The 14463-nt window shown below is 52.0% G+C and carries 13 protein-coding genes; 2 read left to right on the top strand and 11 right to left on the bottom strand.

The window, feature by feature from the left end:
* The first annotated feature begins 195 nt into the window (after nt 1–195).
* Nucleotides 196–1410 (top strand): polysaccharide pyruvyl transferase family protein, encoded by a 1215-nt coding sequence (locus FYJ64_RS11005; RefSeq protein WP_206045660.1) that lies wholly within the window; start codon nt 196–198, stop codon nt 1408–1410.
* Between the two features lie 14 nt (nt 1411–1424).
* Here FYJ64_RS11005 and FYJ64_RS11000 read toward each other — a convergent pair whose 3' ends face one another.
* The 10 genes from FYJ64_RS11000 to FYJ64_RS10955 form a co-directional block, all read right to left on the bottom strand.
* Nucleotides 1425–2237, bottom strand: coding sequence for a YlmH family RNA-binding protein (locus tag FYJ64_RS11000; protein ID WP_206045659.1), 813 nt, complete (start codon nt 2235–2237; stop codon nt 1425–1427).
* Nucleotides 2194–3123 (bottom strand): thiamine pyrophosphate-dependent enzyme, encoded by a 930-nt coding sequence (locus FYJ64_RS10995; RefSeq protein ID WP_154575173.1) that lies wholly within the window; start codon nt 3121–3123, stop codon nt 2194–2196. The genes FYJ64_RS11000 and FYJ64_RS10995 overlap by 44 nt, the downstream gene beginning before the upstream one ends.
* 3 nt (nt 3124–3126) lie before the next feature.
* Entirely contained in the window at nt 3127–4305 is a 1179-nt protein-coding gene (locus FYJ64_RS10990) for a pyruvate ferredoxin oxidoreductase (protein ID WP_154575172.1), read from the bottom strand.
* Nucleotides 4305–4610, bottom strand: coding sequence for a 4Fe-4S binding protein (locus FYJ64_RS10985; protein WP_075712365.1), 306 nt, complete (start codon nt 4608–4610; stop codon nt 4305–4307). Before FYJ64_RS10985 ends, FYJ64_RS10990 begins: the two co-directional genes overlap by 1 nt.
* 27 nt (nt 4611–4637) lie before the next feature.
* Nucleotides 4638–5225, bottom strand: a complete 588-nt coding sequence (locus tag FYJ64_RS10980) for a 2-oxoacid:acceptor oxidoreductase family protein (RefSeq protein ID WP_154575171.1) — start codon at nt 5223–5225, stop codon at nt 4638–4640.
* A 647-nt stretch (nt 5226–5872) separates the two neighbouring features.
* Nucleotides 5873–6319, bottom strand: coding sequence for a hypothetical protein (locus FYJ64_RS10975; RefSeq protein ID WP_154575170.1), 447 nt, complete (start codon nt 6317–6319; stop codon nt 5873–5875).
* Between the two features lie 491 nt (nt 6320–6810).
* Complete coding sequence (locus FYJ64_RS10970) at nt 6811–7704, bottom strand: PhzF family phenazine biosynthesis protein (protein ID WP_154575169.1); 894 nt, start codon at nt 7702–7704, stop codon at nt 6811–6813.
* The gene (locus FYJ64_RS10965) at nt 7701–9245 is read right to left on the bottom strand and encodes an ATP-binding protein (RefSeq protein WP_320616197.1); all 1545 of its coding nucleotides are present in this window, start codon (nt 9243–9245) and stop codon (nt 7701–7703) included. Before FYJ64_RS10965 ends, FYJ64_RS10970 begins: the two co-directional genes overlap by 4 nt.
* Nucleotides 9246–9371: 126 nt before the next feature.
* Entirely contained in the window at nt 9372–10736 is a 1365-nt protein-coding gene (locus FYJ64_RS10960) for a vWA domain-containing protein (protein WP_235897180.1), read from the bottom strand.
* Nucleotides 10726–11703, bottom strand: a complete 978-nt coding sequence (locus FYJ64_RS10955) for a hypothetical protein (protein ID WP_154575168.1) — start codon at nt 11701–11703, stop codon at nt 10726–10728. Before FYJ64_RS10955 ends, FYJ64_RS10960 begins: the two co-directional genes overlap by 11 nt.
* Nucleotides 11704–12315: 612 nt before the next feature.
* Between FYJ64_RS10955 and FYJ64_RS10950 the strand changes: the two genes are divergently transcribed.
* Complete coding sequence (locus FYJ64_RS10950) at nt 12316–13281, top strand: helix-turn-helix domain-containing protein (RefSeq protein ID WP_154575167.1); 966 nt, start codon at nt 12316–12318, stop codon at nt 13279–13281.
* Nucleotides 13282–13394: 113 nt separating this feature from the next.
* On the opposite strand, the gene FYJ64_RS10945 is transcribed toward FYJ64_RS10950, so the two are convergent.
* On the bottom strand, nt 13395–14372 hold the full coding sequence (locus FYJ64_RS10945) for a helix-turn-helix domain-containing protein (protein ID WP_154575166.1): 978 nt from the start codon (nt 14370–14372) through the stop codon (nt 13395–13397).
* Between the last annotated feature and the right edge of the window lie 91 nt (nt 14373–14463).

Here is a 14463-nt window from a genome sequence, read left to right as displayed (position 1 = left end):
CAATGAACCCGTATTGGCTAATTGAATTTTACAGCATTTCAGGCCTGATTCCTATACCTGATTTTATGAAACCAGCCTCTGCCGGTCGTTTTTCTCTTAAATGTGGAAGTTACCTTTTCATTCAAGCCCCCGCTTTCCAACCCGACGATCAGTGAACTGATCCGAGACAACACAATAGGATCGAATTCCGGAAATATGATTTTTCAGGCCTCAGTCATGCGGGCGCTGATGAAAAAAAACACTCAGATCGATTTCATCAACACACGGAACGAGGGGTTCCGCGATTACGAAATCGACCGTCTGAAGGATCAGTACGACTACTTTGTAATCCCTCTGGCCAACGCGTTCCGAACCGGATTTCTGACTGAACTGACGAATCTTCGCCGCATGGTGGAACGTCTGGATCTCCCCTGCATCGTCACCGGCGTCGGATGTCAGGCGAAGCTGAACGGTAAATTTTCCACCCGGCCGGAGGTGGACGAGCAGGCGAAGCTCTTCGTGAGTTCTGTGCTGGAGCATTCCGCAACCATCGGCATACGCGGCGAATATACGGCGAAATATCTGAAGAACCTCGGCTTTTCGGAAGGCCGTCATTTCGAAATCATCGGATGTCCGTCCATGTTCATGTTCGGCGAAGATCTCCCCTCGCCGCAGCAGCACGATCTCACACCACGCAGCAGAATCAATTTCAACCGCAAACTGGCGCTGCCTGCGGCGGTACATCATCTCCTCGAACGGCTGCTTCAGCCCTTTGAGGATTATTGGTTTGTGCCGCAGAACTACTATGATTTCAAGCTCCTGTACGCAGGAAAGCCCCTCGACAAAATCAATGCCGATAAGGATGCGGGAACTTATCCGCTCACAAAAGACGATCCGATCTGCAGGGCAGGCCGGATCCGCGGATTCCTGAATATTCCCTCCTGGATCAGGTTCATAAAGAAAGGCGACTTCACCTTCGGCACAAGAATCCACGGGAATATCATCAGTGTGCTGTCCGGCGTTCCCACCTATATTTTCGCTCCGGATATGCGCGTTCTGGAGCTGGCTGAATATCACAACATTCCGCACCGGACTGTCCGGGAAGCATACGATGTCCGAGATCTTTTCGGACTCTATGACGAGACTGATTTTTCCTCCGTCATCCGCGGACACCGTGAGCGGTTCGCTCATTATGTGGATTTTCTGAACAAAAACGGTCTCCCGCACATCTGGGACGGCTCTGAGCAGTACAAAGATAGCCAGACGCCTTACGACATTGCGGTTCGCCGCACGCGTTTCCACGCTCCAGTGAGACCCTACATCACACACAACCGGCTGAGGCGCAAACTGATTAACCGCGCTTACGGGCAGGCACAGAAGGAAAGAAAGGAAATAATTCAGGCGAGAAAAAAAATGGACGCTGACCTATAGCGTCGCAGCGTCCGTTATCGTCCGTATTTTTCCAGCGTCACATAGACGCGATCTTTCCGGGAGCGTCCACCGACCTGCGTGACCCGGATTCTCCCGCTTTTGCGCATCGTCACAAGATCCCCCTCACCGACATTCATATCCGGTTTTTCAGCCTCTGTATGATTCACAGAGACAAGTCCGGCACGGACTGCCGCGCCTGCTTTTGTGCGGGAAATTCCAAACCCGGACGACAAAATATTATCCAGCCGCAGGGAAGCTACAGTGGTATGAACCGTCACGCTTCGTACCGGCGGAACGATAAGCTCTCCGATGGACTTCTGTTCCACGGAGAGCTCTGTTTTTCCGGCTTTGTTGTAATTGTTGAGGATAAATTCCGCAATGTCCCGGAGAACGATGATATCGGCTCCGTCCTCGCGAACCAGAATGTCTCCGGTCATTTCTCTGCGAATGCCGAGTCCTGTGAGGGAACCCAGATAATCTCTGTGGGTCAGCGGTTTCCCTCCCGACTTCACACGAGATACCCGAAGCACGGTCAGAGGCTCCGCCTCCTCCAGCTGCAGATACGGCGGAACGCAGGCCAGGATCACCCTCTCTGCATCGTCATATCCGCCGTAAAATTCCAGCGACACTCCGGTATCCTCCCGGGCGATCGCCTTTCGCAGTACAGACTGCTGATGACTGTCCAGAAAAGGCGTCCAGGTGATATATCCGCGAGTACGGCTCTGTTCGATCTTGTCCTCTGCCTGGGCGAGGATCAGCTGTTCTTCCTTCTTCATGATGTTTCTACTCGCATCGCTCCAGAAGCTCTTCCCACTTCCGGTCCACATACTGCTGAGCCTCTTCCAGCATCCATTCATTTCCCGGCTTGAACATGTGGCGGAACCTTCCCTGCATTTTCAGGAACTCCTCGACGGGAAGCTTCTTTTTCGGTTCATACGTCAGGTGCCAGCGTCCTTCGACAATTTCGTACATGGGCCAGACGCAGGTATCCACCGCCTTTTTGCAGATCTCCGCCATGTCCTCCATATTATACCTCCAGCCTCTTGGGCAGGGCGCGAGGATGTTCAGGAAGCAGGGTCCTTCGGTATAGATAGCTCTGTGCGCTTTATTGTGAAGGTCCCGGAAATCGCCGATCATAGTGGTCTGCGCCGCATACGGAATCCCGTGCGCTGCGATGATCTGCGTCAGATCTTTTTTGTTCTGGCGTTTTCCGTAACTCTCGGTACCGACCGGCGTCGTCGTGGCATCCGCGAACCGGGGGGTCGCAGAAGATCTCTGGATACCTGTATTCATATACGCTTCATTATCGTAGCAGACGTAAACCATGTCGTGGCCTCTCTCCATCGCGCCGGACAGGGACTGAAGACCGATATCGTAAGTTCCTCCGTCGCCGCCGAAGCAGATGAATTTGAAGTTCTCCTTCAGTTTTCCTCTTTTCTTCAGTACACGATAAGCTGTTTCCACACCCCCTGTCGTTGCAGCGGCGTTTTCAAAGGCGCTGTGGATGTAACTGTCTTCATACGCCGTATTCGGGTAGATGAATGTGGAAACCTCCAGGCAGCTGGTCGCGTTGCTGACCACTGCTTTGTCCCCCTCGTCGAGAGCACGGAGCACGCCCTGCACCGCCGCTCCCGCACCGCATCCGGCACACAGCCTGTGTCCCGGCGCCAGACGGGGCTGTTTATTCAATTCTTCTCTAAGACTGTATCCCATAATTTATTCCTCCCTGACACCGATATGTCTGTATGTCTCGCCGACATGCCCGTCTTCCGCGATCTTCTGCAGTGCGTCAAACACCGTCTCAAAGGTATCAGTCGTCACATCGCGTCCGCCCAGACCGTATACATAGTTCACCATAAGCGGTCTTGTCTCCGCATCATACAGCGCCGACCGGGTCTCCGCGAACACCGGGCCTCCGCAGCCCGAAAATCCCTCTGCCTTATCCATGACCGCGACCGCTCTGCATCCGGACAGTGCCGCCGCCAGTTCTTCCCGCGGGAAGGGACGGAACACACGGAGCTTAACCAGCCCCGCCTTCACTCCGCGCTCCCGGAGCATATTGACGGCCGCCTTTCCGGTTCCCGCTGAGGAACCGATGACAACCACCGCGAATTCCGCATCCTCCATCCGGTACTCCTCAATCATGTCGTAGAATCGTCCGGAAAGTTCCCCAAAGTCCTTTCCCACCTGACGGATACGCTCTCTGGCGTCCTTCATTGCCTCTGCCTGCGCCTTCTTGATTTCCATATAATACGGTGAAACGCCGTAAGGGCCCACCGCAAGCGGCTCCTGCGGATTCAGCAGGTAATGCTCCGGATTATATTCTCCGACAAAGCCTCGTACCTCTTCATCCTCCAGCAGCTGGATGTTCGCCAGCGCGTGGCTGGTGATGAACCCGTCCTGGCAGATCATGACCGGAAGCCGGCAATGCTCCGCAATGGGCATGGCCTGCAGATAGTTGTCATAGACCTCCTGATTGTTCTCCGCGTAAATCTGAATCCACCCGGTATCTCTGCATCCCATGGAATCGGAGTGGTCATTGTTGATGTTAATGGGGCCGGTCAGCGCCCGGTTCACCACCGCCATCACAATCGGCAGGCGGCTGGACGCTGCTACGTACAGCAGTTCCCACATAAACGCCAGGCCGGCGGAGGAAGTGGCGGTAATCGCCCGTGCTCCCGCCGCGGATGCTCCGATGCATGTGGACATCGCAGAATGCTCCGACTCCACCGGTACAAACTCAGTATCGACCTCGCCGTTTGCGATATATGATGCGAAATACTGCGGAATCTCTGTGGAGGGTGTAATCGGAAATGCTCCCATCACATCCGGATTGATCTGCTTCATTGCGTATGCCACGGCTTCATTGCCGCTTAATCTCGTATTCGTTCCCATTACTTTCCTCCCAGCTCCATTCTGATTGCTTCAAAGGGACAGACCTTTGCGCATATCCCGCAGCCCTTGCAGTGATCCAGGTCCGTGTCCGTTCTCTTTCCGTCCTTCACCGGAATCGACGCGTCCGGGCAATAGGGAACGCAAAGCATACACTGCTTGCAGCGCTCCGGGTCGAACACCGGAGTCATGGTTCTCCATTCGCCGGTCATCACAAGCTTTGAGGTCGCCGGTTCATAAATTTCCGCTCCCGGCGTCAGCTCCTGCCAGGTGCTCCTCTCATTGATATCTTTTGCTGATCTGAACATCTCTACCTGCCTTTTCTGTTCGTGGTCTTATCCTACTTTTACCTGCTCCATCGACATCCGCAGCGCCTTCATATTGCCGTCGATAACGTTCGGCTTTGTCGCGAATTTATGACGGAAGGAGCCTTCCATGTCGTGAAGGAATTTTTTGTTGTCGATCACATCGCTGACCTTGACGGTCGCCGCCAGCATCGGGGTATTCGGGAAATTCTTTCCCAGTGTCTCCAGTGAAATCTTTTCCGCATCCACCGCGCAGACCTTGCCTTTGTAGCCCTTCAGCTGCTTCCTCAGCTCCTCCGGTTCCCGCGTGCTGTTGATGATGATGGCTCCGTCCTCCGACAGCCCCGCCGTAACATCCACTGAATGAAGCAGCGTCTCATCGACCACCACCACGTAATCCGGATGATAGATATTGGAGTGCACCAGATTTTCCGTGTCGGAGATTCTGTTGTAGGCGGTGATCGGCGCGCCCATTCTCTCCGGACCGTATTCCGGGAATCCCTGCACATGCTTTCCGGAGCTGAACGCCGCGTCTGCCAGAAGCAGACATGCGGTCTTGGCGCCCTGACCGCCTCTTCCGTGCCATCTGATCTCTACTGTTTTCTTTTCGTTTTCCATGCTCTTGCCTCCTGTTTCAGCGTCGATGCAGCAGACTGTCAGCCGCGGTGCTCCCGTACAAAATAAAACTCCGCCCTGTATCAGGACGGAGATAGATTCTTCGCTTGTAAACCACCTGCTACGACGCATACCATCATATGCTCTTCCGATTACGGGGAAGGCCCGTCAGAACTTACTTACCGGAGCGCCCGCCTGTCCGGCAGCCTCATCGCCCAGCTTCAGCTCTGCAACTCAGGAGTGATTTTCAAAATGTATCTTTCTCGGCACCGGGCTTCCACCATCCCCGGCTCGCTTGACCTTCTGATACAAATCTACTGTCTCCGTCAAAGTCTTTGGTAATATTCAATTCAATAAGTATAATATCGCAGGAAATTCCGTTTGTCAACCACTAATTTTTCTTTTTTTCTTCGTGCGTGAAAACGAAATTTTTCGTTCGTTAAGTTGTTGATACATTTTCAACTCAATAGAATGAACTCTAAGATCATACCTACTCAATAGAAAGTTTGCCATACAAAATCCAGCTGGCAAACCCCAGCTGGATAAATATATATTTGGTAGAGAATACTTTATATGACATGATGTTCGGTCTTTCTTTTGTGTTATTTTACCCCATTTGCAAATTCGATATTAACGTTTAAAAATTAGACCTATTTATATTTGACATAGTGAGTTTTCGTTCCAACAGGTTTCGTGGATAATCCCGTCCATGTTTTTATTACTTTACCGTTAGACCATTTTTTGTACTGTATTTTGCTGACTTTAACATCAGATTTAATCGCTAAGCGTGAGGCTTTTTTTGGATTTGCAGCAAAGTGAATATCAACACCTGTTTTATATGAACCCTTTACACCAGCTGTTCCCCATTTTGTTTCTATCGAAGCAGAAAAACTATAAGTCCATCCCTTATGCAGGGTATAACCCTTCGCCTTGCTCCAGTCAGGCGTAGAACTGTTATACCCAATGAACTTATTCTTTTCTGTGTAACTGCTGAGTACAGTGGATGTTACATAACTCCCTGCTGGAGCTTTATATATTTCCCCGCCTGTTTCAGTTTGTGCATCTAATGTATCCCAATCATCGTTAGATAGATACACTCCTCCGGTTGGTACAATAACTGGCTCTTCATTAGTTCATGCAAAAGAAATTACAGGAATCGTCAATAACGATAAAATCATAGTCATGCTAATTAAAATTTTTCTCATCCTTAATACTCCATGTTCTTTCATAACATTATTTTTCTGATTTTGATTGTATAAGTAGAATTATCGTAATTAAAATCGAAATGATGGTTGTGATAAAAAATAGCACTTGTGGGTAGGCCAAAGACCATGTAATAAAAAAACTCTGAACCAAAATAAGCGTAATAGAAAATATCCCTAAAATAACTCCAGCTAAAAATTTCATAATTCCCCCTTTTGCACAATAACATTTTTCGATTGCTGTGAAACTGATCGCAACATGTTTCCTCCGCAACCTCATTTGTTATATTGTACCATTCATCCGACATATTGTCAATCAATTCCGATATTTTAATTCGATGTTAGCTGATTTCTTCTTTGTATGCACCCCGTATACATTTGCAACACTAAATGTCGATTTCGCCTTCTGCCAGCGTGACCGCAAGTCCGCCTACCCTGATTTTCGGCTGTTCGTCCTGCAGCACAATCTGTGTGGCGATCCGCGACGGTCTTTCCATCTTCTCTCCCTGAATCACCGTATTGACGGTATCCGGCTGCAGAATGCCATAACGGTACAGGTAATAAGCCAGAGCGCCGTTGGAGGTGCCTGTGGCAGCCTCTTCATCGATGTCATACAGGGGCGCAAAGTTCCGCGCGTGAATAAAGCCGTCTTTTCCGTTGACGGTAAAGGCATGAACCCCAACCACATCATATCTGCGGGAAAGCTCTGTCAGCGCCGGAAAGTCCGGATTGATCCGCTCCAGTTCATCCTCGTCCTTCACCGGAAGCATGATATCAATCAGCCCGGTGGAGATTTTCTCCGGCTTCAAATATACAGCAGGATCCTTTTCCCAGACGCCCTGTCCTTCTGCCTCGATTCCCATGATGCGATACAGTTCCTTCACGGCCTCCTCGCCTTCAATAGTTCCATATGCCTGAGGATCTGCCATATCCATCAGGATGCTGTCCTCCCGAAGAACGATATCGATAGCTCCGGCCAGTGTCTCATAGCGGATTACGGTTCCCGGCTGCGCCATTCCGAACCGCATAAGCGCATAGGCAGATCCGATGGTCGCATGGCCGCACAGTTCCACCTCTGCGGCGGGAGTGAAGTATCGGGTCCGAAAGACGCCGTCCTCCTCCTGTTTCACAAAAGCGGTCTCCGAATACCGAAGCTCCGCCGCCGTCCTGCGCATCACCTCATCCTCCGGATAATCCTTTCCGTCCGGAATAACCACAACTCCGGCGGGATTGCCGCCGAACAGTGTGTCCGTAAAAGCGTCAACGATCTGAAATTTCATAAGTTCTCCCTCCTATCTCCTGACTGCTCACGGGCAGCCTGAATCTCTCCGCGAATCCGCTGTTCCACATCGTCAAACAGCAGTTCCCGATTATGGCGATAATACGCATCACATCCGAAATTCTCCACAAACCAGCTGGTATCAAACCCTGCTGTGATCTGCGTCACAAAGATGACCATCTCCTGCCGCTGTCCCACAGAGGCCTCCAGAAACCGGAAAGCGTTGTCGAACCGAATTCCGGTATCGTCGATCAGGTCCTGTCGCCGATCGGGAATCTCCTGAAACATCTGACGCACAAGTTCCATTACCGTATCCTTCCCGGTCAGCCCCTTTTCCTGCCGGAGCCTCTCCGCATATTTCTCCAGCGTGTTTACCTCTCTCTGCCGCAGATCCCGTTCCTCCCCGGAGAGACGGTTTGCCTCCGCGTCCAGACGCATCTGTTTCCGGTGGGCGGCGGCCAGTTCTTCCATCCGCCGGTCGCCCTCGTCGCCGTCCTCCAGTTCATCGCGGAACCGGGTCAGATCCTGATGCAGACGGTCCGCCAGAATATCCTCCCGCCTCGTATTTCCGGCAGCCTCCGACAATCTGGCAAACAGCAGCCCCATCACCGACAGCTTTTCGTCAAAGGGCGCAGTCTGCATCGTCCGCACAGTCACCGGCTCCCAGCGTCCGCGCAGAATTTCCTCGACATGATAAGTGCTCTGATATTTGTAGTACAAATCCAGATACCCCGCAAAGTCGCGGGCGATATCCGGCATCTGAATATATTGCTCTATAACCTGACGGTCTACCCTGACGCCGATCTGCTCACAGGCCTGAATCATCTCACTCAGGTCCTCCCAGCCTCTGGCCGTCGCAAAATGCGTCCCGTCCACGGTATTTTCAATCCGATAGAAATTCTCTTTCCTGATATCCAGATAACTGATCACCGCACCGTGAAGCCCGTTGCGCCATGCGTATTCCTTCCAGATCTCAAAATCCTCCTCCACCTCGATATACTTTACACGATCCAGCGTCACCACATCGAACGCACGGGCAGACCGGTTATACTCCGGCGGATTTCCCGCTGCGACAATGAGCCATCCCTCCGGCAGTCTCCGGTTCCCGAAGGTTTTGTACTGAAGGAACTGCAACATTACCGGCGTCAGAGTCTCAGACACGCAGTTAATCTCGTCCAGAAACAGGATTCCCTGCTCCAGACCGGTCTTCTCCATAAGATCATAAACAGAGGCGAGAATTTCGCTCATTGTGTACCGGGTGACGGACACTTCCTCCCCGTTGTAGGCCTCATGCACGATAAATGGAAGCCCGACCGCGCTCTGACGGGTGTGATGAGTTACCGTATACGCCACCAGCCCCACTCCGGTCTCCGCTGCAATCTGTTCCATAATCTGTGTTTTCCCGATTCCGGGAGGTCCCATCAGCAGCACCGGTCTCTGCCGCTTCGACGGAATCCGGTAATTTCCCAGCTCATCCTTTGCCAGATAGGCTCTGAGCGTATCCTCTATCTCCTGTTTCGCCTGTTTTATGTTCATTGCCATAGTGCATTTCTCCTCTAACAAAATCTTGTCCGGCCGTGTATGTCACACTGCGATTTACCGTCATACGGCGAGGTACATCACACTGCGAAGATTGTCATCCGGCGATTCGCCGGCATCCGGCAGAACTCATGTCCGGGGCAGCTCGTCCCAGTCTGTCAGCTCCGGTTCCTCTTCCTCCACGCTCTCAAGTGTCCGCTGCAGGTCAGGTATCTCCAGCACCAGGCGGATCGCCCAGGGCGGCACCGGAATCGAAGCCGGCGGCTGCCCCAGAAATACGAACGCAGTCTCGTAAGCCGGACGACTCTTCGGATAGAAGCCGAGCCCGTCTGTAAAGTAAATCAGCCCCCGAAGAGATGTAAATTCTCCGGCCGCGATAAGCTCGTCCACATATTCGAATACCGGTCGGAAATCCGTGGTATCCCCTCCCTTCAGACGGAAGCGGCTCATATATTCCCGCAGCTCATCAAGGTCGCGGATCTCGTCATCCGCCCGCACTTTGTTGTCACACTGCAGGATATGGATATTGACCTTCCTGGTAAATGTCTCCGTGCTGCGCAGAATGGCGTAGGTACACGCCAGAAACATCCGCACTGTTTCCCCCGATGTGGACATGGACGTGTCCACCGCAATGACCAGATCCTCAATCCTTTTTTCCTCTCTGGTTTCCAGCGGCTCCACAAGCGGCATGTTCCCGTAGAGCTCTAGTCCATAGGTATAATAGATATAGTCGAAAGCATCGGGATCCGTCTCCATCACCTCTCTCGGCGCAGCGAAACGCCTCAGAAAGCTCCTGTAATCCACGTCATCGCGAACAGCGACCTCAAGCCGGTCCATGACTTCCCGGCCTTTTCCCATATTCTCACGGAACATAGTCTTCATCAGGCTCATTGTCCTGCGCGCCATATTATCCCATTTCTGATCCTGCTGCTCCCGCTGCTGACGCTGCCGTTCATTCTGCGGTATCCAGAGCCGGTGGTCATCCACGCGGAATGCAGCATCAAGTGTGCCCAGCTGAAGCCGGTCCCGCTCTTCCCTCTGCAGTTTCCGATAGACGCCCTCCGCTGTCACCACCTTCATTTCTCCGGAGCACTCCGCAATGAAATTCTGCCGGACAGGCATTCTGTCCCTATCCGCGATACAGTCATACGGAAGGTCCTGCAGCAGCGCCTCTACCGCCGTGTCACAGGCAATGTCCCACAGCACCGGATCTTTTCCCGCCGCCTTCCCGATGTGCCGGAGGATACAATGGAAGATCACGTGCATATATCCTCTGTTCATTCCGGTTCTGGATCTGACATAGCGGTCCGCAATCCATCTGCCGCTGTAGTAAAGAGCGTCTCCGTCCGAGGCCATGGTCGTGATCTTCTGTTCTTCGCCGGGAACAAAGGACAATGCGCACAATGCCGTATCCATGTATGGAAAATTCATGTATAATTCGTTTCTGACCGCCATGAGAATCTCTTCTCCGATCCGGTTCAAATCATAACTCAAAACGCTTCCTCCGTCCCGCCGGCTGCTCGCCCCGCAGTCTGGACAGGAGAACGGCGAGGCTCTGCACCTCTCCGCTTTCTCTGGCGAAATCACAGCCTTCCCTCAACTGCTGCGGTGTGTACACAACGATTTCCAGAAGACGGCTCAGATCCGTCCCGTCTCCGTTTTCCAGAACCCAGCGCATCAGCCGTTCCCTGTTTTCCGTCACATATTCCAGATAAGCCCGGCGTCGCTGCTCCTCCAGGCCTTCCGGCCATCTCAGCCGGAACCATGCAAGGCGGGTCAGAACGTCTTCGATCCCTCCCCGCTCGCGAGACTTCTCCCACAGTCCGTCATAATCCTTCCAGTGCAGCCTTCTGTCGCGAAAAACGTGATGATACGGGTATCCCGCACCATCCGTCGTATGATCAAACTGTCTGGCCGGCGTATTTTCCTCCCATATCTCCGCATATTCAGGAAACAGCAGCCGCGCCCGCATTCCCGATGCGTCCCGGATCTGTACATCCAGCTCCCGGTCAGTCTCACCGCAGATCTTTGCCAGACCGCCCTGATCCTCACCCGGGCGATTCACGATAATCTCATGCAGAGCCATGCAGTTCATGAACGGACTGACTCCCCACTCCACAGGTTCATCGCAGAATTCAAACCGCTCCATATAAAACGCACCCATGAACGCGTAATTTCCGATCCGGCGAATCCCGCAGGGAAGACGCAGCGAGCGCATACGGCGGTTGGACCACTCCGCTTCCTGATCGGTTCTGCGTCCGATCATCTCCAGTTCTGCGCCCCGGGTTCCCTGATCCCGCGCCGCCAGAGCGTAATCTCCCAGCTCCGTGACCGGCAGGCCCAGAAGTTCCTCTGGGAGCACCGCCTCTGCATCGCAGGTCTCCGCCCGCAGAATCGCGATACCGCTGTTCTTTTGTTCATACCGAATTCTCCAGTTTCCGCAGCCCGGAATCTGTCTCATGCTCCAACCTTTCCGTCCTCAGCCTCTGTGGTGGACTTTCTTCCGTAAACGCTGATTTCATTTTATCATGAAAAAGAAATTCTATCCACTACTTAATGCGCACCCCTTAAATCAACGTATCTCAATGAGTGTACTTTGTTTAATATACCTCATCCGCATCGAAGTAAAAGAAAATTTCAGAAATAAAAAAGCCAGCAGGCTGGCTGAAGGAAGAATATCCGTTGAGTAAATTCTCTCTGGAAGTGGTTATAGAGTGTGCTGTAATGATATCCGGGAATCCGGATTCACTACTGAATATCATTCTTCGATGTGTTGTCAGTGTGTGTGTGACAGACAGCCTGCTGTACTTACATTAAAATTTTAACAAAAGATGCACCCTCTCTGCAACAAAACCGGCGATTCCCGCTTTATTGGGGCAGAACAATACCTTCACAGGGCAGAGCTTCGTACTTTTCCCTCTCCCGCTGCCCTTCACGTACCCCCGAATTCACGTCGTTTTTTGCCCAAATAAGGTAAACCTGTGCCCTTTTTAAACAAATAACGGTGTGTACGATTGCCGTATTTCCAATCACTTGTTATATTTTTTAGAAAAGAAGGGATTGGGTGATCGTGATGACAAAAAAATACGTAAGCGACAATGTGCACACAGAGGGCGGCGGATCCTTTGATGTTCTGATATCAAACTCCCACGAATACAGTGAGAAAAAATTTCCCGAGGCGACAGGCTCCATCTCCTCATGGAAACTCGGCATCAGCCATTATACGCGCCTCAGTGTCACAGACATGACGCCTTCGGAGGATATGCGGGTCCGCTTCTCATTTCCGGACAGAAGCGTCATTATCCTTTGTTTCAACCTGGAAGGACCGATGGAGTGGTACTGTGGGAACGAGGACTTTGTTTCCGTGCTGAAACCGTTTGAATGCTGCATTCAGTTCGGCATTGAGAAGGAAGGGCACGTTTACTTCCAGCGGGATACAAGGCACCGTCATGTCTGCGTCTATCTGCACGATCGTAACTATCCGTTTCTGCGCTCTGCGCTGGAGCATTCCGGTCTCCGGCCCGATGAACTCCCGGTAGAATCAATGCAGAAGTACGCTACCAGTCCCGGAATTCAGAAAACTCTCACGGGCATCTTCAGCCCGCCGTGCAGCGAGGCATACCGCGCCTGTTATCTGGAGGGAAAGGTTCTTGAACTGATTTCCCTCTTCTGCGGCGATATACTTGAGAAAAATAATGTCGCGGCGAACATCTCCATGGATGAACGGGTCTGCATCCAGCGGGCGAAGGAAATCATCGACGAGCAGTATGCCCGTCCTCTGACCATCAAGAGTCTGGCCAAGTCCTGCTTCATCAGCGAGACGCGCCTGAAGTCCGGGTTCAAGGAGCTGTTCGGCTCCACCGTTTATGACTACCTCGTAGACAAAAGAATGGAGGTAGCATTTGATCTGCTGTCCTCCAATCAGTATAACGTTCAGGATGTATGCTGGCGCGTGGGATACGCCAACGGAAGTCATTTCTCCCGTCAGTTCCGGAAAAAATACGGTTTCAACCCTGGAAAAATCAAGTCGTCAGACTGATTTCTCTTTCCCGGTCTCAGTCGGAACCGGTGCCGGAACTTCTCCCCGGGATTAAACCTGTCCCGAATTCCGATGTTCCGAACCGCTTCCGGACTTCCGGATATATCTCCGCTTCAGGATGAGCCTCCCTGCTGAAGCTGTGTTCTGTATCGGGATGGAATTACTCCGTATTTCCGTTTGAATGCAGCTGCGAAATTACTCGCCTTTGAATATCCGATCTCGGTGCATATTTCCTTCACACTCATATCTGTGCCCAGCAGCAGAGCCGCACCCTTCTCCAGACGCTGATCGATCACATAGGCATGGATCGACGTTCCGAAAACCTCCCGGAAACTCTTTCCGAGAATCGTGGTGCTGGTTCCCACCAGTCTGGCCAGTTCATTTCTCCCCGGCACATTGCGGATCTCGTCATCGATGATCCGCCTGGCCTCGACCGCCGCGTCTACCTTGCTTTTCTCCAGACGGCGGGAGGCCGTTACGATATCCGCCTTAAAGACACTTGCAAGCACAAGGGAAAGAAGTTCATTTATCTTGCTTTCCAGATACAGATATCCCGGACCGCTCTGATACTGCGTGTAATCCTTCAGTTCTGTAAAAATATGTTCCGTCCGGTTATCAATGTCAATATATGTAATGTCACCGGTAATTTCTCCCCGGTAGCGATCCCGCTCCTTTGAGTCAAAATACTTCCCCAGCATGGCGTAGTAATAAGAAGCAGGAATCTTCATACACCGGAGGTTATATGTTTTTCCACCCTGATAAGTCACTCTCTCAATCAAACCGCTGCCTTCATAGATGCAAGCCTGCCCGTTTTCAATATCATAGATTTTCCGTTCCTCTCCGACTGAACAGGAAACCCGCTCGCCAAAGCAGAACCACAGGTAAATATAATCGTCACCCGTCTGACTTTCTGCGTCATGATCTTCAAAGAAGGACATATTCAGGGTGATGAGAATCACCCCTTCTTTCGTGACCGTTCTGCTGATAGTGCCGTTTCCCACATCAATGGGAACGAATTCCTCAATCCGCCGGGGAGCGTCTTCAAAGGCCTTTTCGAGGATTTTATTCAACTCGGCCCCGTCGCGTCTCATAACGTCCACCGCTCTGACGTCGCGTCATTGCCTGATATTATCCCGCCGGTCTTTGTTGTCGAACCGCTTTTAGAGTTTTTCGCGGCACTGT

The sequence above is a fragment of the Hornefia butyriciproducens genome (genome assembly GCF_009695915.1).
Lineage (GTDB): Bacteria > Bacillota > Clostridia > Peptostreptococcales > Anaerovoracaceae > Aminicella > Aminicella butyriciproducens.
The sequence above is the reverse complement of the archived record's forward strand: the minus strand, read 5'-3'. Positions and strand labels throughout refer to the sequence as shown.